Annotated in this window: 21 protein-coding genes and 1 riboswitch; of the genes, 19 read left to right on the top strand and 2 right to left on the bottom strand. The window is 44.1% G+C overall.

The genetic code is table 11. The annotated features are described in order from the left end of the window. The first annotated feature begins 8 nt into the window (after nt 1-8). The 19 genes from CCC17_RS13760 to putP all read left to right on the top strand — a co-directional run bounded on the left by CCC17_RS13760 (nt 9) and on the right by putP (nt 20,484). Complete coding sequence (locus CCC17_RS13760) at nt 9-821, top strand: GTP pyrophosphokinase (RefSeq protein WP_015524915.1); 813 nt, start codon at nt 9-11, stop codon at nt 819-821. Nucleotides 822-867: 46 nt separating this feature from the next. Next, entirely contained in the window at nt 868-2,742 is a 1,875-nt protein-coding gene (locus CCC17_RS13765) for a YgiQ family radical SAM protein (RefSeq protein WP_059085707.1), read from the top strand. Then, nucleotides 2,705-3,325 (top strand): hypothetical protein, encoded by a 621-nt coding sequence (locus CCC17_RS13770; RefSeq protein WP_144093082.1) that lies wholly within the window; start codon nt 2,705-2,707, stop codon nt 3,323-3,325. The genes CCC17_RS13765 and CCC17_RS13770 overlap by 38 nt, the downstream gene beginning before the upstream one ends. Before the next feature lie 12 nt (nt 3,326-3,337). After that, nucleotides 3,338-4,306, top strand: a complete 969-nt coding sequence (locus CCC17_RS13775; protein WP_021651486.1) for an RluA family pseudouridine synthase — start codon at nt 3,338-3,340, stop codon at nt 4,304-4,306. After that, nucleotides 4,290-4,847, top strand: a complete 558-nt coding sequence (gene lepB / locus CCC17_RS13780; protein ID WP_022426337.1) for a signal peptidase I — start codon at nt 4,290-4,292, stop codon at nt 4,845-4,847. The genes CCC17_RS13775 and lepB overlap by 17 nt, the downstream gene beginning before the upstream one ends. Before the next feature lie 12 nt (nt 4,848-4,859). Then, complete coding sequence (locus CCC17_RS13785; RefSeq protein WP_015524919.1) at nt 4,860-5,393, top strand: Holliday junction resolvase RecU; 534 nt, start codon at nt 4,860-4,862, stop codon at nt 5,391-5,393. A 110-nt stretch (nt 5,394-5,503) separates the two neighbouring features. Further along, entirely contained in the window at nt 5,504-6,625 is a 1,122-nt protein-coding gene (gene hisZ / locus CCC17_RS13790) for an ATP phosphoribosyltransferase regulatory subunit (protein WP_287083276.1), read from the top strand. After that, the gene (gene hisG, locus CCC17_RS13795) at nt 6,625-7,263 is read left to right on the top strand and encodes an ATP phosphoribosyltransferase (protein WP_015524921.1); all 639 of its coding nucleotides are present in this window, start codon (nt 6,625-6,627) and stop codon (nt 7,261-7,263) included. The genes hisZ and hisG overlap by 1 nt, the downstream gene beginning before the upstream one ends. A 50-nt stretch (nt 7,264-7,313) precedes the next feature. Next, nucleotides 7,314-8,624 carry a histidinol dehydrogenase gene (gene hisD, locus CCC17_RS13800; protein WP_015524922.1) on the top strand — a complete coding sequence of 437 codons (1,311 nt, stop codon included), beginning with the start codon at nt 7,314-7,316 and terminating at the stop codon, nt 8,622-8,624. Beyond that, nucleotides 8,624-9,211, top strand: a complete 588-nt coding sequence (gene hisB / locus CCC17_RS13805) for an imidazoleglycerol-phosphate dehydratase HisB (protein WP_015524923.1) — start codon at nt 8,624-8,626, stop codon at nt 9,209-9,211. The genes hisD and hisB overlap by 1 nt, the downstream gene beginning before the upstream one ends. Before the next feature lie 18 nt (nt 9,212-9,229). Continuing rightward, a complete protein-coding gene (gene hisIE, locus CCC17_RS13810) occupies nt 9,230-10,510 on the top strand; it encodes a bifunctional phosphoribosyl-AMP cyclohydrolase/phosphoribosyl-ATP diphosphatase HisIE (RefSeq protein WP_015524924.1) in 1,281 nt (426 codons plus the stop codon). A 171-nt stretch (nt 10,511-10,681) separates the two neighbouring features. Continuing rightward, nucleotides 10,682-11,641 carry a M14 family metallopeptidase gene (locus tag CCC17_RS13815; RefSeq protein WP_118368729.1) on the top strand — a complete coding sequence of 320 codons (960 nt, stop codon included), beginning with the start codon at nt 10,682-10,684 and terminating at the stop codon, nt 11,639-11,641. 284 nt (nt 11,642-11,925) lie between these two features. After that, nucleotides 11,926-12,114: riboswitch (cobalamin riboswitch) on the top strand. A gap of 184 nt (nt 12,115-12,298) precedes the next feature. Next, on the top strand, nt 12,299-13,237 hold the full coding sequence (gene nikB, locus CCC17_RS13820) for a nickel ABC transporter permease (protein ID WP_021651480.1): 939 nt from the start codon (nt 12,299-12,301) through the stop codon (nt 13,235-13,237). After that, on the top strand, nt 13,238-14,068 hold the full coding sequence (gene nikC, locus CCC17_RS13825) for a nickel transporter permease (RefSeq protein ID WP_173722916.1): 831 nt from the start codon (nt 13,238-13,240) through the stop codon (nt 14,066-14,068). Nucleotides 14,069-14,126: 58 nt separating this feature from the next. Then, entirely contained in the window at nt 14,127-15,695 is a 1,569-nt protein-coding gene (locus CCC17_RS13830) for an ABC transporter substrate-binding protein (RefSeq protein ID WP_287083277.1), read from the top strand. 14 nt (nt 15,696-15,709) lie between these two features. Further along, on the top strand, nt 15,710-16,495 hold the full coding sequence (locus tag CCC17_RS13835) for an ABC transporter ATP-binding protein (RefSeq protein ID WP_287083278.1): 786 nt from the start codon (nt 15,710-15,712) through the stop codon (nt 16,493-16,495). Then, on the top strand, nt 16,488-17,453 hold the full coding sequence (locus tag CCC17_RS13840) for an ABC transporter ATP-binding protein (protein ID WP_287083279.1): 966 nt from the start codon (nt 16,488-16,490) through the stop codon (nt 17,451-17,453). The genes CCC17_RS13835 and CCC17_RS13840 overlap by 8 nt, the downstream gene beginning before the upstream one ends. Nucleotides 17,454-17,471: 18 nt before the next feature. Beyond that, entirely contained in the window at nt 17,472-18,719 is a 1,248-nt protein-coding gene (locus tag CCC17_RS13845; protein WP_287083280.1) for a hypothetical protein, read from the top strand. 232 nt (nt 18,720-18,951) lie between these two features. Then, a complete protein-coding gene (gene putP / locus CCC17_RS13850; protein ID WP_110103526.1) occupies nt 18,952-20,484 on the top strand; it encodes a sodium/proline symporter PutP in 1,533 nt (510 codons plus the stop codon). Between the two features lie 111 nt (nt 20,485-20,595). Here the strand turns inward: putP and folK are convergent, their stop codons facing one another. Beyond that, nucleotides 20,596-21,426 carry a 2-amino-4-hydroxy-6-hydroxymethyldihydropteridine diphosphokinase gene (folK, locus tag CCC17_RS13855; protein WP_173753537.1) on the bottom strand — a complete coding sequence of 277 codons (831 nt, stop codon included), beginning with the start codon at nt 21,424-21,426 and terminating at the stop codon, nt 20,596-20,598. 9 nt (nt 21,427-21,435) lie between these two features. Next, a complete protein-coding gene (gene folP / locus CCC17_RS13860) occupies nt 21,436-22,242 on the bottom strand; it encodes a dihydropteroate synthase (protein ID WP_092070547.1) in 807 nt (268 codons plus the stop codon). Between the last annotated feature and the right edge of the window lies 1 nt (nt 22,243).

Here is a 22,243-nt window from a genome sequence, read left to right on the forward strand (position 1 = left end):
CGAGCAACATGGAAATACAGTTATGGCGAAGTATTTTGTGCCCTTACGAGCTGGCTGTCAAAGAACTGACAGTCAAGTTTAAACATATGATAGAAGAGTATCACGAAAATGATCGTTATTCTCCCATTGAACAAGTCAGTGGAAGAGTAAAAAGCGTTTCCAGTATCCTGGAGAAAATGCAGCGTAAAGATATCCCGATTGAACAGCTGGAAACAGAAATGGAAGATCTGGCAGGAGTACGGATCATATGTCAGTTTGAAGAAGATATCGATACCGTTGCTGCGATCATCCGAAAAAGAACAGATATGGAAGTCAAAAGTGAAAAGAACTATCTGACGCATATCAAGCAGAGCGGTTACCGGAGTTATCACATGATCCTTTATTATACAGTGGAGACTATTCATGGGCCGAAACGGCTTCAGGTAGAAATACAGATCCGTACCATGGCAATGAATTTCTGGGCAACGATCGAACATTCCCTTCAGTATAAATACAAAGGTGATATGCCTCCTCATGTAGCAGAACGTCTTAGTAAAGCATCCGATGCGATCATTTCGCTGGATCATGAAATGTCTTCTGTGCGCAATGAGATCATGGATGCCCAGAATTCATCTCAGATGCAGTCCAATCTTGTAAAGGATATTTTGAATAATATTGAAAATCTCTACCGTGTTTCCAGTGAACGGGAAGTCAGCAAAATACAGGATGAGTTCCTGCGAGTATTCAAAACCAAGGATTTGCGTCAGCTGGAACGCTTCCACAGGCAGCTGGATATCATTGCAGAGGGTTATCGTGCCCAGGCAGTCCATCACAGCATATGAACACAGGGCAGACAGTACTAATACACATACATACGAGGAATTATAAATGCAGGATTTTTTACCAGTTACAAGAGAAGATATGAAGTCAAGAGGCTGGGATGAGTTGGATTTTGTCTACGTGACAGGAGATGCCTATGTGGATCATCCGTCTTTTGGATCTGCGATCATTGGACGTCTTCTGGAAAGCAGAGGATATCGTGTAGGCATGATCCCTCAGCCTGACTGGCGAAAGAAGGAGAGCATCCAGGTGTTCGGGGAACCGCGCCTGGGTTTTCTCGTTACAGCAGGAAACATGGATTCCATGGTGAATCATTATACGGTTTCCAAAAAGCACCGAAGCACAGATGCCTATTCTCCGGGAGGAAAAATGGGATTAAGACCGGACAGGGCTTCTGTTGTATACAGCAATCTGATCCGGCAGACCTATAAACATACGCCTATCATTCTTGGTGGGATCGAAGCCAGCCTTCGAAGAATGGCACATTACGATTATTGGGAAAATAAGGTCAAGCACAGTATTCTGATCGATTCCGGTGCGGATCTGATCTCTTATGGAATGGGGGAACATTCCATCCTGGAGATCGCAGAAGCCCTGCAAAGCGGGATTCCGGTCCAGGAGATCACATATGTGGCAGGGACGGTTTTTAAAAGCCACGATATCAGCAGGGTTTACGATCCGGTGGTCCTTCCGTCATTTGAACAGGTACAGACCGATAAAAAAGCTTACGCGGACAGCTTTGCCATTCAGTACCGAAACACGGATCCATTTACAGCAAAGCCTCTGGCAGAATCTTATGGGAACCGTGGATATGTGATACAGAATCCACCATCTCAGCCCCTGACACAGATGGAAATGGACGATGTTTACGATCTGCCTTATACAGGACGATATCATCCCATGTACCAGAAAGAAGGCGGGATTCCGGCACTGAAAGAGATCAAATTCAGTCTGACCAGCAACAGAGGATGCTTTGGAAGCTGTAATTTCTGTGCGCTGACCTTTCATCAGGGCCGTATCCTTCAGACAAGAAGTCACGATTCCATTCTGAAAGAAGCTGAAAAGATGACGGAGGATCCGGATTTTAAAGGCTATATCCATGATGTAGGAGGCCCTACGGCTGATTTTCGTTATCCTTCCTGCAAAAAGCAGCTGACAAAAGGAGTCTGCAAGGAGCGGCAGTGCCTGTTTCCTTCTCCGTGTAAGAATCTGACGGTAGACCACAAGGATTATCTTCAGCTTCTCAGAAAGGTCAGGAATATCCCCAAAGTTAAAAAAGTTTTTGTCCGTTCCGGCATTCGGTTTGATTATCTGATGGCAGACCCGGATAAAACTTTTCTTAATGAGCTTGTGAAATATCACGTCAGCGGTCAGCTGCGGGTAGCACCGGAGCATGTTTCTGATGAAGTCCTGAAGTTTATGGGCAAACCCAGGCACGAGGTTTATGAGGGCTTTCTGAAGGAATATGAAAAAGCAAATGCGCGGACTGGTAAGCAGCAATATGCCGTTCCGTATTTCATGTCGTCCCATCCCGGGTGTACAATGAAGGAAGCCGTGAAGCTTGCAGAATACGTCCGTGATCTTGGATTTACGCCGGAGCAGGTTCAGGATTTTTATCCAACGCCATCAACACTTTCTACCTGTATGTATTACACAGGAATCCATCCGCTGACAGGCGAAAAGGTATATGTGCCGAAAAATCCACACGAAAAAGCAATACAGCGAGCACTGATGCAGTATAAAAATCCGGAAAATCGCGAACTGGTCCTGGAAGGACTTAAGATGACCGGACGTATGGATCTGGTCGGCTTTGGACCGAAATGTCTGATCCGTCCCAGAGAGCTTCATAAAAAAGCCAAAAAAACACAGACAAGGAGTTCGGCACATGAAAGATACCAGAAAAAGAAAAACAAAAAAAGGTGATTTCGGTTATTTTAACAGCGAAAAAAAACGAAGACTCCTGATCACCGCAGGATTATTTTCGCTTCCACTGCTCATTTTCTTTGTGGCGTGGGCCGTCAACGGAACAAGAATGACAGTCTGGACGGTTCTGACCGTAGTAGGCTGTCTGCCAGGATGTAAATCCATGGTAAGCCTGATCATGATCCTGTTACGTCATCCTATGGATGAAAAGCTCTATAAAGAGATCCGCAAGCATGCCGGTGACCTGGTCATGTCCTATGAAATGTACATGACTTTTTATGAGAAAAGCGGTTATCTGGACGCTGTTGCCGTGTGCGGAAATACAGTAGTGGGTTATACCAGTGATCCAAAAGCAGATATCGCCTACCTTGCAGAGCAGTCACAGAAAATCATCCGTAAAAACGGATATAAAGTAGATGTAAAGATCCTGAAGGACCTGAAGCCCTATCTGGAACGTCTGGATTCCATGAATGAGCACAAAGAATCTTTGAGAAACGGAATTAAATTCACACCGGATGAACGATACCCGGATCTTTCCAGAGAAGAACTGATCAAACATACGATCCTGGCAATCTGTCTGTAGGAGCATTATATAATGAAAGAATTTATCATTAACGAAAACGAGGCCGGACAGCGTTTTGACAAATATTTGGCCAAGCTTCTCCGTGAAGCTCCAAAGAGCTTTTTCTATAAAATGATGAGGAAAAAAAATATCACGCTCAATGGAAAAAAAGCCACCGGGAATGAAAAGCTGTTTTCAGGAGATCATGTAAAACTGTTTTTAAGTGATGAAACATTTGAAAAATTCAGCGGAAATGATTCTGCTCCACGGGCACATTATGCTCTGGATATCATTTACGAGGATGAAAATATCCTGTTGATCAACAAACCGGCAGGAATGCTTTCTCAGCCTGCTGATGACGGAACCCCTTCACTGGTAGAATATCTGACTGGCTATCTTCTGAAAAATGGCTCTCTTACAGAGAATGATCTGAGAACCTTTCGTCCTTCCGTATGCAACCGCCTTGACCGCAATACCAGCGGGCTGATAGCGGCAGGCAAAAGCCTTTCCGGTCTGCAGGAACTTTCAGGGATGTTCAAGTCCAGGGAACTTCATAAATATTACCTCTGTCTTGTGGAGGGAGTTTTAAAAGAAGAAAGATATATCAAAGGTTATCTGGCAAAAGATAAAAAAAGCAATAAAGTAACCATCTATAAACAAGAGAAAGAAAATGCCCTTCCAGTGGAAACAAAGTATTATCCGTTGGGTACCAATGGAACCCGTACCCTTCTTAAGGTTGAACTGATCACAGGACGTGCACATCAGATTCGAGCTCACCTTGCTTCGGAGGGACATTCGATTGTTGGTGATCCCAAATATGGAAAAGCCGATAAAAAACTGAAAGGACAGCTGCTTCATTCTTTTCGAATGGAGTTTCCATCTATGAAAGGAAGCCTGTCATATTTATCCGGGAAGGTCTTTACGGCACCGCTTCCGGAAATCTTTCTCAGAACACTAAAAGAGGAAAAGTTGGAGGAGAGTTATTATGAAAATCTGGAATGAAATATGGGATTACGTCAAGATGATCATCATCGTGGTAGTTGTAGTCCTGGTTATCAACAATGTAGTACTGATCAATGCAAAGATCCCGTCAGAATCTATGGAAAATACCATTATGACCGGGGATCGTATCTTTGGCTATCGTCTGGCCTATGGTCTGAATATGGATGTATTTGGTCACGAGATCTCAAAAAAATGGAAAGATCCGGAACGCTTTGACATTGTGATCTTCAAATATCCGGATGATGAGTCCCAGCTGTTCATCAAACGTATCATCGGTCTTCCAGGAGATAAAGTAGAGATCAAAGATGGTAAAGTTTATATCAATGATTCAGAGACACCTCTGGATGATTCCTTTGTGTCGGAAACTCCTCTTGGAAGCTTCGGACCATACGAAGTACCGGAAAACTGTTACTTTATGATGGGAGACAACCGTAACAATTCCAAGGATTCCCGATACTGGCAGAATACATATGTACAGTTTGATCAGATCGTCGGAAAGGCGGAGATCCGTTATTTCCCATCCATCAAACTTCTAAATTAAAGGGCAGACTTTATGGCAACATGGAACAGCAGAGGACTTCGTGGTTCTACTCTGGAGGAACTTATCAATCGTACCAATGAGCAGTACAGGGAAAAGGGACTGGCCCTCATCCAGAAAATTCCGACCCCTATCACTCCGGTTAAAATGGATAAAACCTCCCGGCATATCACGCTGGCATATTTTGAACAGAAAAGTACCGTAGATTATATCGGAGCAGTACAGGGAATCCCTGTCTGCTTCGATGCAAAAGAATGCTGTGTAAAAACTTTTCCCCTTGCGAACATTCATCCTCATCAGGTAGCATTTATGGATGAGTTTGAAAAGCAGAAGGGGATTGCTTTTTTTCTGATCTATTTCAGCGCAGATAATGTTTTTTATTATCTTACCCTTCGTAAGCTGAAGGAATTCTGGAAAAGGATGGAAGACGGCGGACGAAAAAGTTTTCGTCGGGAAGAGCTGGACGAGGAATTTTATCTTTCCGGAAAAAATGGATTTCTGGTTCCTTATCTGGAAGGGATCCAGAAAGATCTGCAATTACGGGATTGACTTTTGGAAAGGTTTCCTATATAATCAAATTTAAGTTTTTCTGTGGTAGCATGGTAGCGAATTAAAGTGAAACACAGAAAATCTCAAAACGTGTTACGGAGGAAATGAACATGCAGCGTATTTTTCATACACCTGAAGGTGTGCGGGACATTTATGGAGAGGAATGCAGCCGCAAAAAACGGCTCCAGAAGGAGCTCCACCAGGTGTTTTCAAGATATGGATATGAAGATATAGAAACACCGGGATTTGAGTATTTTGAAGTGTTCAGCAATGAAGTAGGAACGATCCCATCCAAGGATTTATATAAATTTTTTGACAGAGAGGGAAACACACTTGTTCTCAGACCCGACTTTACACCGTCCGTTTCCAGAGCATGTGCAACTTATTTTGATCCGGAAAAAGGACCTGTAAGACTTTGTTATACCGGAAATACATTTATCAACAATTCCAGTTACAGAGGTCAGATGAAGGAAAATACTCAGATGGGTGTTGAGCATATGGGAGATGATTCTGCAGCAGCAGATGCTGAGATCCTTGCTATGACCGTGGAGTGTCTGAAGGCAGCAGGACTTACCGAATTCCAGGTTAGCGTAGGCCAGGTAGATTATTATAAATCCCTGCTTGCAGAGGCAGATCTGGAGCCGGAGATAGAAGAGCATCTTCGTGAGCTGATCTCTCAGAAGAATTATTTTGGTGTGGAAGAGCTTCTTAAGGGACAGAATTTAGGCGATAACCTTTCCAAGGCTTTTGCTGAACTGCCTCAGATGTTCGGTTCAGCAGAAGTGCTGGAAAAAGCAAAAAAACTCACCTCCAATCCGGAAGCACTTTCTGCAGTAAAACGACTGGAAGAAATTTATGAGATCCTGAAAGTATACGGCTGTGAGAAATACATTGCTTTTGATTTTGGAATGCTCAGTAAGTTCCGTTATTATACAGGGATCATTTTCCAGGCCTATACATACGGAACCGGTGAACCTCTGATCAAGGGCGGACGCTACAACGAATTGATGAAGCATTTCGGAAAACCGGCTTCTTCCATTGGATTTGCCATTGTGGTTGATAACCTGATGCTCGCGCTTTCCAGACAGAAGCTGACCGTTCCGTCCGGTGATAAGACCATTGTGATCACTTATGATCCGGGAAATCTGAAAAAAGCGATCCAGGAAGCAATGGAGCTTCGAAATAAAGGCAAAAAAGTGGCATTGTGCCCGGCAAAGGAGGAGCAGGACTGATGAGATATCTTACATTTGCCCTCACAAAAGGGCGTCTGGCCAGCAAAACACTGGATATGTTTGAGAAGATCGGTATTACATGTGAGGAGATGCGTGACAAAGATTCCCGAAAGCTGATCTTTACCAATGAGGAACTGAAGCTGAAATTTTTCCTTGCAAAAGGTCCGGATGTGCCGACTTATGTAGAGTATGGTGCAGCAGATATTGGTATCGTAGGTAAGGATACCATTCTGGAAGAAGGAAGAAAGCTATATGAGGTTATGGATCTTGGATTTGGAGCATGCCGCATGTGCGTATGCGGCCCTGAAAGCGCCAGAGAAGTCCTGAATAACAATCAGCTGATCCGTGTAGCTACAAAATATCCAAATATTGCAAAGGATTACTTCTATAACAAAAAGCATCAGACTGTGGAGATCATTAAGCTGAACGGTTCCATCGAGCTTGCACCGATCGTAGGACTTTCCGAGGTTATCGTGGATATCGTGGAAACCGGAAGCACCCTTCGCGAGAATGGCCTGAAGGTGCTGGAAGAAGTCTGCCCGCTGTCTGCACGTATGGTAGTCAATCAGGTCAGCATGAAAATGGAAGATGAACGGATCCGCAAACTGATCACAGAACTTCGAGGTGTGATCAAATAAACTGAATAACAGATGAACCTCCAAAATACAGAAAGAAGGCAGAATTTATTATGCGTAAGGTAAAACTCACCAAAGAATCTACAAAAGATATCCTGGAAACTCTCTTAAAAAGAAGCCCTAATAATTATGGAAAATACGAGGATGCAGTAGCAAATATCCTTGCCAAAGTAAAAGCCGAGGGAGATACCGCGTTATTTGCATTTACCAGAGAATTTGATAAAGTCGAAGTGACAAAGGATACGATCCGTGTAACCCCTGAGGAGATCGAGGAAGCATACAAGCTGGTAGATCCTTCCCTGATCGATGTGATCAAAAAAGCATTGGTGAATATCCGCAGCTATCACGAAAAACAGCTTCAGAACAGCTGGTTCACAAGCACAACAGACGGAACCATGCTTGGTCAGAAGGTAACCGCTCTGAACTGTGTAGGTGTTTACGTTCCCGGTGGAAAGGCTGTATATCCGTCTTCCGTGCTGATGAATATCGTTCCTGCAAAAGTTGCCGGTGTTGACCGTATTGTAATGACAACACCTCCTGGAAAAGACGGAAAAGTAAATCCAAGCACACTTGTTGCTGCCAATGAAGCCGGAGCAGATGAAATCTATAAAGTGGGTGGTGCACAGGCCATCGGAGCACTTGCATATGGAACCGAGAGTATTCCAAAGGTTGACAAGATCGTAGGACCCGGAAATATTTTTGTTGCGCTTGCAAAAAAGGCAGTTTATGGATACGTAAGCATTGATTCTATTGCCGGCCCAAGCGAGATCCTCGTTCTTGCAGATGAGACTGCAAATCCTCGTTATATTGCAGCAGATCTTCTTTCTCAGGCAGAACATGATGAGATGGCATCTGCGATCCTGATCACAACAAATGAGGAATTTGCAGATCAGGTAGATAAAGAAGTCAGAGGTTTTGTTGAGGTACTTTCCAGAAAAGCCATTATTGAGAAATCCCTGGAGAACTTTGGTTATATCCTGATCGCAGAAGATATGGACGAGGCCATTGAGGCTGCCAATGAAATTGCTTCTGAACATATGGAGATCGTCACAAAGAATCCTTTTGAAGATATGATGAAGGTACGAAATGCAGGTGCGATCTTTATCGGAGAGCACAGCTCTGAACCCCTTGGAGATTATTTTGCAGGACCAAACCATGTGCTTCCTACCAATGGAACTGCCAAATTTTTCTCCGCACTTTCTGTAGATGATTTTATCAAAAAATCCAGTATTGTATATTATTCCAGGGAAGCACTCCGAAAGATCCACAAGGACATTATCCAGTTTGCCACATCGGAACAGCTGACTGCACACGCAAATTCCATTGCAGTCCGTTTTGAGGAAGAGGACAAGGAGAACGAATAATGGCAAGAGAAGCACTGATTGAAAGAAACACAAAAGAAACGCAGATACGTCTGCAGCTGAATATTGATGGAACAGGAAGTTCCGATATTGATACAGGCATTGGCTTTTTTGACCATATGCTGGACGGTTTTACGCGCCATGGACTGTATGATCTTACGCTGAGAGTCCACGGTGATCTGAATGTAGATGATCATCACACCATTGAAGATACAGGGATCGTCCTTGGAAACGCTATCCGTGAGGCAGTTGGCGACAAAAAAGGAATCAAACGTTACGGCAGCTGTATCCTTCCTATGGATGAAGTGCTTGTGCTCTGCGCAGTAGATCTTTCCGGAAGACCTTATCTTGGATGGGATGCAGCGTTTTCTACGGAAAAAATAGGAGATATGGCTACAGAGATGGTAAAGGAATTCTTTTATGCAGTATCCTATTCCGCAGCAATGAATCTTCACATCAAGGTTCTTTCCGGAGGAAACAGCCATCATGTGGCAGAGGCCATGTTTAAAAGCTTTGCGAAAGCCCTTGATGCAGCAACACAGTACGATTCCCGGATCACAGACGTGCTTTCTACCAAGGGAAGCCTCTGATACAGAAGGAGACCACTTATGAACAAACAGTTGATCCCATGCCTTTATCTTCATTCAGAAAAGGCGGTAACCGGATTTGGACAGAGAAATCTTTTCGGAGACGGAAATGTAGAAACACTTGCAAAATTTTACGGTGACAATGGGGCAGATGAGCTTCTGGTATTTGACTTTTCTTCCGCAGATGCAGAGCATGACCGTGCGATCGGAAAAATCCGTGATATCTGTCAGGTATCTGAGATCCCGGTGATCGCAGCGGGAAATATCAAACGTATGGAAGATGTAAAAAAGCTGATCTATGCGGGATGTGCCAAAGTTGTACTGAATTTTTCGAAAGAGAATAATATCAAGCTTCTGGAAGAAGTATCCCGGCGCTTTGGAAAAGAGCGTATGATGATCAGCATCTCTGATCTGAGAGAATTCACAGAAAATCAGGATCTGATCGAAACATATGCAGACACTGTTCTGGCTTTGGACACTGTCGAAAATGAAATTGCAGAGATTTCTCAGATTTCCATTGTTCTTCATACCGATGAAAACAGATCTGAGAACGTTCTGGAGCTTTTAGGAGAACCAGCTGTGTCCGGACTTTGCGGTGCTTATGTAAGCAGTCTTGAAAATGATCTGCATACATTTAAGGAAACCTGCGAAGAAGCCGGAATTCCGGTAAACACATATAAAAGTAATATTGCATGGTCGGACTTTAAATTAAACAGTGACGGAATGGTTCCGGTTATTGTCCAGGATTACCGGACGGATGAAGTACTGATGCTGGCCTATATGAATGAGCTTGCTTTTAACACAACATTGAAGCTTGGAAAAATGACATACTGGAGTCGCAGCCGGAATGAGCTCTGGACCAAAGGTCTGACATCCGGCCACGTACAGTATGTAAAGTCTCTTACCATTGACTGTGATAATGATACGATCCTTGCCAAAGTGGAGCAGGTGGGCGCAGCCTGCCATACAGGAAACCGTACTTGTTTCTTCAAACCGCTGATGAAAAAGGAGTACGATGATACCAATCCTCTTCACGTGTTCCAGAATGTGTATGATGTGATCACTGACCGAAAAGAACATCCAAAGGAAGGTTCCTATACCAATTATCTTTTTGATAAAGGAATCGACAAGATTTTGAAAAAAGTCGGTGAAGAATGCACAGAGATCGTCATTGCAGCCAAAAATCCGGATAAAGAAGAGATTAAATACGAAATTTCAGATTTTCTTTATCATATGATGGTACTCATGGTGGAAAAAGGAGTCAGCTGGGAAGAAATCACCAAAGAATTGGTAAAAAGATAAATTATATATCATTCAGGAAAAAAGCTTTTGTACGTCGGATCAGAATGAACGGTTACGAAAGCTTTTTTCTGTTTTCCCGGAATCTTAAAAGAATATGTACAATTTCGGTTAGGCATGATATACTTATCGTCAAAAGTGCGGAAATATAAAAAAGGAAAAGGGAAACAACCAATGATCAAAATTGATGACTGGGTGATTGAAAAAGGAGAGAAGGCACAGGGGAAAATTAAGATCACAGGATACGGCATAGCAATGCCGGCAACTGTGATATGCGGAGTGAAAGACGGACCGACGATACTGATCACAGCAGGAATACACAGTGCGGAGTATGTGGGGATCCAGGCGGCAATGGAACTTGCAAAAGAATTTCAACCGGAAGAACTGAAGGGAAATGTGATCATCGTTCCACTGGTCAATGTCAGCGGCTTTGAGCATCGCACCATGAGTCTGGTCTATGAGGATGGCAAGAACCTGAACCGCGTTTTCCCCGGAGATCCTGAGGGAACAGCTGCAGATCGTATTGCCTATGCTATAGTGACAAAGCTTTTTTCCATAGCAGATTATTATATCGACCTGCATAGTGGAGATGGGTTCGAACAGCTTCATCCCTATGTTTATTATGTAGGGGTTGTAGATGAAAAAACAGCAGAGAAGTCATTACATATGGCACGGCATATCGGCGTAAAATATGTGGTCCGTTCCACAACTGCCACAGGTGGCGCCTACAATTATGCTTCTTCTCTTGGAATTCCAAGTATTCTTATCGAAAGAGGCGGACACAGCTACTGGACCTGGGAGGAAGTAGAACAGGATAAAAGAGACGTCCGTCACCTTGTTTTTCATCTCCAGGGAAAGGCGTGTCATGGTCTGAAGCATTACCGTCAGATGCTTCTTGAAAATGTAGTCTATGAATATGCGCCGTATACCGGATGCTGGTATCCGTCCAAGAAGCCTGGAGAATACTTTTTTAAGGGGGAAGAACTGGGTGAACTGAGAGATTACTATGGGAATTTACTTTACACATCTATTGCAACTGAAAACGGAGTCGTACTTTATCAAACAGCCAGTCTGAACATTATTGAAGACGGACCAATGATCGCATATGCAGCGATCACGGAGACTCTGACCTGATAGTAAACAACCTTTTCAGAACGCTTCTGTCTGAAATCATATTGAAACAGTAAGAAAACCGGGTTTTACCATTTGCTATTCTATTTGTAAAAATAGCGAGGTAAAATCCGTGTTTTTTTAGCAGATCAGATAAATCCAATTGTCATATCCCCCATGGGGGATATATACAATTCAAGCATCTTTAACAAAATTTATGAGTTTTCTAAAAATATAACATTTTTCCATAGACATAAACTATAGTTTTATCATATAATGTTGCAGTAATTTAACAGCATTTGCTGATTTTCACATCAGCCGTTGTAAGTTCTGAGAGGATTAATAGGGAAACCGGTGTAAATCCGGTACGATCCCGTCACTGTAAGGGGGAATCCTCAGACAAAGTACCACTGGTCGAGTGCGTGAGAAATAGACCGGGAAGGTGTCTGAGGGTAAGGATCCTAAGTCAGGAGACCTGCTTGCAATTGTTTTAAAATGATTCTTACGGAAGATAGGAAGCATATTTATTTTGTATGCCCGTATTTCGTCACGGGCTTTTTTCGTGCAAATTTTCTAAAATTCCATGCATATTCTGCATATTAAGAATCCAATAGTTTCTTTTATCTAACTCAATTAAAACGGCAATGTTAAAATCGCATCAAATGAGGAAAGGAGTAAAACGTGACAAAGAAACAAGTAGGAAAAAGATTTCTCCAGATCATCATTGTATTATTTGGAATCAGCTTTTTCACATTTGGACTGACCTACCTGTCACCTGGTGATCCTGCGGAGATCATGCTGACAGAGTGTGGTAATCTTCCTACACCAGAGCTTCTGGAACAGACAAGACATGAGCTTGGCCTTGATCAGCCCTTTCTCGTGCAGTATGGTTCCTGGCTGAAGGGTGTTGTTACAGGAGATATGGGACAGTCCTATTCTTTCAAAATGCCGGTAACAGATAAACTGGTATCCTGTTTCTGGCCGACGCTGAGGATGTCGTTGCTGGCACTTCTGATGATGGTCATTATTTCCATACCGCTTGGAATCCTGGCCGCTGTATATCAGAACAAATTCCCGGATTATTTTGTGAGAGGAATTACCTTTGTGGGAGTATCTGTTCCAAGCTTCTGGCTGGGCCTGATCCTTCTCAGCATCTTTGGTGTTCAGCTTCGCTGGATCAATGTTGCAGGAGGCAGTACGGATTTTAAATCCATGATCCTCCCGGCGCTGACTCTTGCACTTGCTATGTCTGCAAAATATACCAGACAGGTAAGAAGTGCAGTACTGGAGGAACTTCACCAGGATTATGTCACAGGTGCAAGAATGCGTGGAATCAAGGAAAGCGTCATTCTCTGGAAACACGTTCTTCCTAATGTTATGCTTCCGCTGGTAACGCTGCTGGGACTTTCCCTTGGAAGTCTTCTGGGAGGTACTGCAGTTGTAGAGATCATTTACAACTGGCCTGGAATGGGAAATATGGCAGTAAAGGCGATTTCCTGTCGTGACTATCCTCTTGTACAGGGCTATGTACTCTGGATCGCGATCCTGTACATGTGCATCAACCTGCTTGTGGATCTGTCCTATACTTATCTCGATCCAAGACTTAAGGAGGATAGATAATTGAAAAAGGTATTACGAACATTCAAAGAAAATAAACAGTTCACTCTTTTCTTCATTCTGGGTCTCGTGGTGATCGGAATTGCGATCTTTGCGCCGCAGCTCTCACCATATGATCCACTGGATGCAGTTATGACCGAATCTCTGCAGGAGCCAAGCTCCGCTCATCCGTTCGGAACGGATAAGCTTGGACGAGATCTTCTTTCCCGTGTTATCTTCGGAACAAGAACCTCTCTGATCATGACCTTATGTCTGGTTGCGGTGATCTTTGTCATCGGTACATTTTTAGGAGTTATTGCCGGATATTTCGGCGGCGTTGTGGATGCAGTGATCATGCGTATCGCAGATATGATGATTTCCTTCCCTGGGCTTGTACTGGCCATTGCCATTGCCGGTATGCTTGGACCAAACCTGGTCAATGCCGTTATCTCCATTGCGGCTGTAAGCTGGACAAAATATGCCCGTCTTGCACGAAGTATGGTCTTGAAAGTCAAGAAGAGTCTTTACATAGAGGCAGCTATAGTAAACGGAACAAAGACCTGGAAAATTCTTCTTGTACACATTCTTCCCAACATGGTAACCCAGATGGTGGTAACTGCGGCAGCAGATATCGGAACTATGATGCTGGAGCTGGCTTCCCTTTCATTCCTGGGATTTGGTGCAACTGCGCCGACACCGGAGTGGGGACTGATGCTGAATGAAGGAAGAACCTACATGGCAAAGGCGCCATGGCTTATGATCTACCCTGGTATCGCTATCGTGATCTGTGTTGTTGTTTTCAACATGCTTGGAGACAGCATCCGTGATGTACTGGATCCGCGCCAGGATCAATAAAACAACTCTGTAACAAACCAACACCATATGATCAGTATATTATCTTTAGGAGGATGAAATGAGAAATAATGTAATTAAAAAAGTGCTGGCTGCTACACTTGCATGTATGATGACTTTTTCCATGACAACAGTGGCTCAGGCAAAAGGTGACAAAAAAAGTGATAAGGAGATCACCATCGGAGTAACAAGCTTTGCAGATACACTGGAGCCGACAGAGCAGTATTTCAGCTGGGTTGTATCCCGTTATGCGATCGGTGAGTGCCTTACAAAATTCGATGAGAACGGTGAGATCGTTCCATGCCTTGCAGAAGAGTGGGAGAACAGCGAAGACGGAAAGACATGGACCTTCAAGATCCGTGAGGGCGTAAAATTCTCCAACGGTGACGATATGACACCGGATATGGTAAAAGCTTCCATCGAGCGTACCGCTGAAAAAAGTGACCGTGTTCCGGAATTCTTTGATCTTGACAGCATCGAGGTTGACGGACAGAACCTGATCTTCCACCTGAACAGAGCAAATGCAAACATGGCCGGATGCCTTGCAGACCCGCTGTTTCTGATCGTAGATACAAATGTAGATGATTCTACATTTGCCATGGAAGGACCGATCTGTACAGGACCTTACGCAGTAGAGTCTTTCAGCCCGACGGATTCCTGTATCGTAGTAAAAAATGAGAACTACTGGGATGGAGAAGTTCCCCTTGATAAAGTTACACTGAAATGTGTGGATGACCAGACAACACGTTCCATGGCTCTTCAGACAGGTGAGATCGATATCGCTTACAACCTGAAAACAGAGAACCTGGTTGAGTTTGAGGGAAATGACAATTACGACATCCAGGAGCTTCAGTCTCTTCGTTCCACCTATGCATTCATGAACCAGAATGAGGATCATGCACTCAGCGATAAGGCTCTTCGCCAGGCACTTCTTCGTGGCCTTGACAAGGAAACATACTGCAACACTCTTCTTGAGGGGGGTGCAACAGCTGGTAAAGCACCGGTTCCTCCAACACTTGACTTTGGATTCGATGATCTGAAGGATGAGAATTCCTATGATCCGGACAGCGCAAAGAAGATCCTTGATGAGGCCGGATACAAAGATGTTGACGGTGACGGATTTGTAGAAACTCCTGACGGAGATCCTCTTGTTCTTGATTTTGTTATCTACACAAGCCGTGCCGAGCTTGGTGTATACGCACAGGCAGCACAGGCCAGTCTGAAGGAGATCGGTATCAACGTAAACCTGAATACAGTAAGTTATGAGACACTTCTTGACATGAGAGATTCCGGTCAGTATGACCTTCTGATCTGGAACGTGCTGGTAGCAAACACTGGAGACCCTGAGAACTACTTAAGAGAGAACTGGTACAGCTCCTCTGCAAACAATACTGCAGGATACAATAACCCGGAGGTTGACAAGCTTCTTGACGAGCTTGCGCAGACATTTGATGAGGACAAGAGAAAAGATCTCATCATCGATATTCAGCAGGATATCATGGATGATGCTGCAACTGTATTCTTTGGTTATGAGACAACCTACCTCTTCTCCAACAAAAAGGTAACAGGTGTTAAAATGTATCCGATGGATTACTACTGGCTGACAAAGGATATCACTCTTGCCGAGTAAAGGAGCGTTTATTTATGCTTGAGATCAAGGATCTTTCCGTTCAGTACGGAAAACAGGCACCTACCATTGAACATTTCAACCTTTCCATGAAGAAGGGTGAGATCATCAGTGTGGTAGGCGAGAGTGGAAGTGGAAAAACAACCGTGATCCGTGCTGTCCTCGGCGCACTTGCCGGAGGTGGCCGGGTCAGCACCGGAGATATTCAGTTTCACGGACATTCTCTGCTTTCCAATACAAAGGATGAATGGAGAAATTTAAGGGGTACCCGCATTTCCATGATCTTCCAGGACTGCGGCGGAACCCTGAACCCTATCCGTAAGATTGGAAGTCAGTATGTGGAATATATCTGTACACATACGGATGTATCCAAAGCAGAAGCATGGAAGAAAGGCTGTTCCATGCTTCAGAAAATGCGTCTTCCGGACGCGGAAAATATCATGAAAAGTTATCCACACCAGCTTTCCGGTGGCATGCGCCAGCGAGTTGGTATTGCCATGGCCATGACTTTTAACCCAGAGCTGCTTCTTGCAGATGAGCCGACCAGTGCGCTGGACGTTACTACACAGGCACAGATCGTACGCCAGATGATGGAGCTCCGTGATGATTTCGGAACCGGCATCATCATCGTTACCCATAACATTGGTGTAGCGGCTTATATGGCCGATCAGCTGGTTGTTATGCAGCACGGAAAAGTTGTGGATCAGGGAACACGTGATGAAGTCATGAATCATCCGACCAGTGACTATACAAAGAAACTGCTGGCTGCAGTGCCGGAAATGGAGGGACAGCGTTATGTTTAAGGAATCCGATATCGTGCTCAGTGCAAAACATATCGTAAAACAGTTTCCGGCTTCCGGCGGCAGAACTTTAACAGCCTGCAACGATGTGAACCTGAACGTTTATAAAGGAAAAACTCTGGGAATCGTAGGAGAGAGTGGCTGCGGTAAATCAACCTTTGTCCGCATGGTCATTTCTCTTGACAAACCGACCAGCGGAGAGATCCTTTACCATGGAAAAAACCTCTCTGATCTTTCCAAAAAAGAAACCTGGCTGAACCGTCAGAACATGCAGATGGTCTTCCAGGATCCGTTGGCGTCCTTTGACCCGAAAATGAAGATCGTGGATATTCTTACAGAACCTCTGATTAATTACGGAAAGCTGAAAAGAAGCGAAAAGGAAGCGAAAGCCAGAGAGCTTCTGGAAATGGTAGAGCTTCCCGGAGATTTTGCAGACCGTTATACCCATAACATGAGTGGCGGACAGCGTCAGCGTATCAGTATTGCCAGGGCACTTTCCCTGGAACCAGAGATCCTGGTATGTGACGAGGCTACCTCTGCACTCGACGTTTCCGTACAGGAGTCCGTGATCCGGCTTCTGGTACGTCTCCAGAGGGAGAAAAACATCAGCATGCTTTTTATCTGCCATGACCTGGCTCTGATCCGTTCCTTTGCTCATCAGATTGCTGTCATGTACCTCGGGAATATCGTGGAGGTAATTCCTGGAGAGGACGTGGCAAAAAAATCTCTTCATCCGTATACGCAGGCTCTTTTGGAAGCACAGTTTTCCATTCATATGGATCAGAACAAAATGATCGAGAGCATCGAAAGTGAGGCCCCCAGCCCTCTGGATGTTCCTCATGGCTGCCCATTCCAGAATCGTTGTGAACACTGTATGGAGAAATGCAGGACGATCCGTCCTGTGCTTACAGAAGTAGAGCCCGGACATGAAGTAGCCTGCCATTATGTAACGGAAAAATAAAGAAAGGCACAAAACAGTATGATTTTTAAAAACTTTAAAGTACTGGGCATTCTGCTGTTGCTGCTTGCCGTTTTTACAGTTGGCGGAAAAAAAGTTTCTGCTGCTGTCGAAGACGGAGATATCCAATATACAATAGGTGTTGTAGTATATAATCAGAACAGCCCGGAAATGAACATGTTCATGAACTATTACAGAGAATATATCCAGCAGGGATTTCCGGTAAAGTTCTATTTTTCAGGAAATATCAATTCTGCGGAGGATGAGTGCGATTTCATCCGCGCAATGAAACAGCAGGGTGTGAGCGGGATCATTTCTTTTTACGGACAGGATATCCAGAAGATCGTAGAAACCTGCGATGAGGAAGAAATGTATTATGTTCTTGGTTCTGGAAACGTCAGTGATGAAGATTATGACAAGATAAAAAACAGCCAGTATTTTCTTGGAAGCGTAGGGCCGGATGCAAAAGCAGATTATGAAGCCGGCTATAATATGGCAGAGTATTTTGCAGATGCAGACACCAGCAAATATATTGTGCTGACAGGTGGTTCCTCCGCTGGAAACTACATGCATCTTCAGAGAGCGATCGGTGTTCTGGAAGCTCTGGCTGAGAAGGAGGGGCTGACTTATTCCGAGGATGTTGAGAAGCTTGCGGCATCTGAGGAAACAACCGTTGTAGATACAGGAAAAGATGATATCAGCATTACCATCTGTCCTGGCTATATGACAGCCCCAAAAGGAATCAATAATCTGAAACATGCTTTTGTAGACGGAAATTATGATGCAGTTCTCTGTACCTTCAATGTAGATGAGATCATGAAGATCGTTACAGCAAAAGAAGATGAGCAGGGCTCCAATATCAAGATCGGAGCAGTTGACTGCTTCTCCCAGGAAAACCATGATGAGATCAATACTGAGGATTCCTTTGGAAATCCTAAAATTGATTGCATTGCCGGTAAATATGCATCCATGGGCGGTCCTGCTTTTGCGATCCTGTACAATGCAATGGCCGGTTATCCGGAGGCAAATACAGACGACGCTGATTCTAATACAGTGCGTCTGTATCAGGGCTTCTGGAGTGCATCCGATAAAGCTTCTTTCAATAAGCTTTACGGATATACACAGGACATTTATGAAAATGCATACAGCTGTGCAGATCTGATGAAAGTGATCAAGTCATATAATCCAGACACTACACCGGATGATATGAAAGCACTGACAGAAGCATATACAGTGGAAGATGTGCAGAAGCGTATGGAAGAAAAATAAACAGGGATTTTGAAAAAGAGCTGGGCCGCCTTATATGGTTCAGCCCTTTTTCATCATATAAAATACTTTTTTATGTAAAAAAACGAAAAATCCTCTTTACTTTCTAAAGTTAATATAATAAAATCTATAAATATGTGTAAAACTGGTTTAAAAGCAGAAATCATGGGGATGCATAAGCAAAATCCCTCATGTTTTGTAATTTTAAAGCAGAAACATGGAAGGGAGAGAAACAATGACAACAGCACATATTTGTATAATGGCAGCCATTATCGTCTATCTGGGTGCAATGATCTTTGTAGGTTATCTATGCTCCAAGAACAATAATGACAGTTCTGATTTCTATCTTGGAGGACGAAAGCTTGGACCACTTGTCACAGCTATGAGCGCAGAGGCTTCTGACATGAGCAGCTGGCTTCTGATGGGCCTGCCGGGACTTGCTTATCTTACCGGTATTGCAGATGCAGGCTGGACAGCCATTGGCCTTGCGATCGGAACTTACGTAAACTGGAGGATCGTGGCAAAAAGAATCCGCCGCTACACACATGTGGCAGGAAATTCCATTACATTGCCATCCTTTTTCAGTAATCGTTACAGAGATGAGAAAAAGATCCTGCAGTCTATCGGAGCGATTTTTATCGTGATCTTTTTTATTCCGTATACAGCTTCCGGATTTGCAGCCTGTGGTAAACTTTTTGCAAGTCTCTTCGGTGTAAAATATCTGCCAGCTATGATCATCAGTGCACTGGTCATCGTTGGATACACCACACTGGGAGGATTCCTGGCAGCATCTACCACGGACTTTATCCAGAGTATCATCATGTCCATCGCTCTTGTGATCGTATTTGTATTCGGGATCAGCACAGCAGGTGGTATTGAAGCAGTTGCAGACCATGCAAGATCACTACCCGGATATCTGACTATGTTTACTACATATGATCCAACAACCGGAACAGAACAGGCATATCCACTGCTTAATATCATTTCCATGCTTGCATGGGGACTTGGATATTTCGGAATGCCGCATATTCTTCTTCGTTTCATGGCGATCGAAGACGAAGAGAAGCTTACACTTTCCAGAAGAGTAGCAACTACATGGGTAGTGATCTCACTGGCAGTAGCAGTACTGATCGGTGTGGTAGGACTTGGAATGACAGCAGCAGGAGAGTTTGACCTTCTGGAAGGCTCCGCATCTGAAACAATTATCGTTCAGATCGCAGATCTTCTCAGTAAACATGGTGTAATTGCAGCAATCCTTGCAGGACTCATCCTTGCAGGAATCCTGGCATCCACCATGTCAACTGCAGATTCTCAGCTCCTGGCAGCATCCTCAGCAGTTTCTTCCGACCTTCTCGGAAGCATCCTGAAGGATAAAGAAACAAAAAAAGAAAGCATGGTAGCCGATAAGATCACGCTTCTTCTCATCGCAGTAGTAGCCATGTTTATTGCACGTGACCCGAACAGCTCTGTGTTTACTATCGTATCCTTTGCCTGGGCAGGCTTCGGAGCCGTATTCGGCCCGGTGGTACTTCTGGCATTATTCTGGAGACGTTCCAACTGGCAGGGAGCCCTGGCAGGAATGATCTGTGGCGGTTCCATGGTATTTATCTGGAAATACGGAATCAGCACGCTCGGCGGCGCCTGGGGAATCTATGAACTTCTTCCCGCATTCCTGGTGGCCATTGCAGCAAACATCATCGTCAGCCTCATTACCAAGGCACCATCCAAAGAGATCACCGACGAATTCGACCTGGTAAACCAGAAATAAAATATTTTTCGATAATAGTCAATAATTCACACGGATACAAAACAAGCCCGATACAGATTATAGTAAAGATATCTGTATCGGGCTTGTTATCTTTTTATTTAATAAATAAAGTCACACCGCCAAAGTTTTTCCCTCAAGCTTTTTTAACAACTGCTCCATTGTTAAATTCAACACCGGATGTCGAAGATACGGTGCGATCTCCACCATAGGCTTCAAAACAAAATCCCTGTTTTCCATATCAATATGAGGCACATGTAGTTCCACTGTATCAATGATCTCATTATCGTAAAACAGAATATCCAGATCCAGTGTCCTTGGTCCCCAGTGAATGATCCTTTTCCGGTCCGCAGCCTGTTCCAACACATGCAGCCTGTCAAGAAGCTCCTCCGGAGAAAGCAGCGTCCGGACTCTTAAGGCTCCGTTGAGAAACTCATCCTGCTCCACATCCCCGTAAGGCTCCGTTACAAGATACTCGGAAACCTTTTCAACAACAATCTCTTTCATATCCCGAAGACCCTGGATCGCATTGTCCAGGTATTTCTTCTTATCCCCCATATTGGAACCAAAAGCAATATAAGCCGTATGCCAGCCTCGGGTAATTTCCACAGCAACAGTTTTCAGTGGAAGTCTTACCGGAGCCCAGGGCTTTTCAATACGAAGGGTGACCTTTTTTAACAATGGGAGAGAAAGTAGCAGCATCTCTGCCAGATTCTCCACAGCAGCCTCCAGAAGTTTATAAGTATTTTTCTGAAGAAAATCGGTGATCATATGACTGACTTCCCCATAATTGATGGAAGCAGAAAGATCATCTGTCAGCCCTGCCGGACGTGTTTCTGTATACATAACAGCAGAAACAACAAATTTCTGTCCGAGAGCTGTTTCCTCCGGAAACACACCATGGTTTGCAAAAATTTCAAGATCTCTGATTTCGATTTTATCCATCAGTTCCTCCTAGCGCCCAAGAATAGCTTCTGTCATCTGGATGACACGTTTATTTTCTTTGATGTCATGAACACGGACAAATGCACACCCCTTCATAACACCGATCACCGATGTGGCAAGGGTTCCCTCTACACGCTGATCTACAGGAAGATCAAGCGCAAGTCCGATCATGGATTTTCTGGAGGTACCAAGAAGCACCGGATATCCCAGCTTCCGGAAAAGCTCCAGATTATCCATGGTCATCAGGTTCATCTCATATGTTTTACCAAATCCGACACCAGGATCAAGGATGATCTTATCATCGGCAATACCGGCACGCTTGGCAATATTGACACATTCCTGGGTTTCTGCCAGCATATCCACAATAAAATTATTGTATTCAGTATTATCTTTGTTATGCATCAGACAGCAGGGAGCCTGATATCTGGCAATGACAGGAGCCATTTCAGGATCATATTTCAGTCCCCAGATGTCATTGATAAGATCTGCTCCGTGTTTCAGGGCTTCTTCCGCAACACATCCCTTATAGGTATCTACAGAGATGGGGATATCAAAACGCCCTTTTACTGCTTCGATAACAGGAAGAATACGCTCGATCTCCTCCTGTGCGCCAACCGGTGTATGTCCCGGACGTGTGGATTCCCCACCGATATCAAGAATATCAGCACCTTCGGCGATCATAGCTTCTGTATGTTTCAGGGCATGATCCATATCGTTCCATTTTCCGCCATCTGAGAAAGAATCCGGTGTGACATTTAGGATACCCATAATATATGTTTTGTTTTTTACATCAAACTCACGATTTCCGATTTTCATG

Source organism: Blautia sp. LMAG:36, from assembly GCF_008680535.1.
GTDB lineage: Bacteria > Bacillota > Clostridia > Lachnospirales > Lachnospiraceae > Blautia_A > Blautia_A fusiformis.

Bases quoted from the DNA above. Each gene is read 5' to 3' on its own strand.
- lepB (WP_022426337.1), top strand. From the start codon at position 4,290: ATGAAAATCTGGAATGAAATATGGGATTACGTCAAGATGATCATCATC.
- folK (WP_173753537.1), bottom strand. From the start codon at position 21,426: ATGGATAAAATCGAAATCAGAGATCTTGAAATTTTTGCAAACCATGGT.
- hisD (WP_015524922.1), top strand. From the start codon at position 7,314: ATGCGTAAGGTAAAACTCACCAAAGAATCTACAAAAGATATCCTGGAA.
- CCC17_RS13835 (WP_287083278.1), top strand. From the start codon at position 15,710: ATGCTTGAGATCAAGGATCTTTCCGTTCAGTACGGAAAACAGGCACCT.
- CCC17_RS13770 (WP_144093082.1), top strand. From the start codon at position 2,705: ATGAAAGATACCAGAAAAAGAAAAACAAAAAAAGGTGATTTCGGTTAT.
- CCC17_RS13840 (WP_287083279.1), top strand. From the start codon at position 16,488: ATGTTTAAGGAATCCGATATCGTGCTCAGTGCAAAACATATCGTAAAA.
- hisIE (WP_015524924.1), top strand. From the start codon at position 9,230: ATGAACAAACAGTTGATCCCATGCCTTTATCTTCATTCAGAAAAGGCG.
- CCC17_RS13815 (WP_118368729.1), top strand. From the start codon at position 10,682: ATGATCAAAATTGATGACTGGGTGATTGAAAAAGGAGAGAAGGCACAG.
- CCC17_RS13830 (WP_287083277.1), top strand. From the start codon at position 14,127: ATGAGAAATAATGTAATTAAAAAAGTGCTGGCTGCTACACTTGCATGT.
- hisZ (WP_287083276.1), top strand. From the start codon at position 5,504: ATGCAGCGTATTTTTCATACACCTGAAGGTGTGCGGGACATTTATGGA.
- CCC17_RS13845 (WP_287083280.1), top strand. From the start codon at position 17,472: ATGATTTTTAAAAACTTTAAAGTACTGGGCATTCTGCTGTTGCTGCTT.
- CCC17_RS13775 (WP_021651486.1), top strand. From the start codon at position 3,338: ATGAAAGAATTTATCATTAACGAAAACGAGGCCGGACAGCGTTTTGAC.
- CCC17_RS13765 (WP_059085707.1), top strand. From the start codon at position 868: ATGCAGGATTTTTTACCAGTTACAAGAGAAGATATGAAGTCAAGAGGC.
- hisG (WP_015524921.1), top strand. From the start codon at position 6,625: ATGAGATATCTTACATTTGCCCTCACAAAAGGGCGTCTGGCCAGCAAA.
- putP (WP_110103526.1), top strand. From the start codon at position 18,952: ATGACAACAGCACATATTTGTATAATGGCAGCCATTATCGTCTATCTG.
- folP (WP_092070547.1), bottom strand. From the start codon at position 22,242: ATGAAAATCGGAAATCGTGAGTTTGATGTAAAAAACAAAACATATATT.
- hisB (WP_015524923.1), top strand. From the start codon at position 8,624: ATGGCAAGAGAAGCACTGATTGAAAGAAACACAAAAGAAACGCAGATA.
- CCC17_RS13785 (WP_015524919.1), top strand. From the start codon at position 4,860: ATGGCAACATGGAACAGCAGAGGACTTCGTGGTTCTACTCTGGAGGAA.
- CCC17_RS13760 (WP_015524915.1), top strand. From the start codon at position 9: ATGGAAATACAGTTATGGCGAAGTATTTTGTGCCCTTACGAGCTGGCT.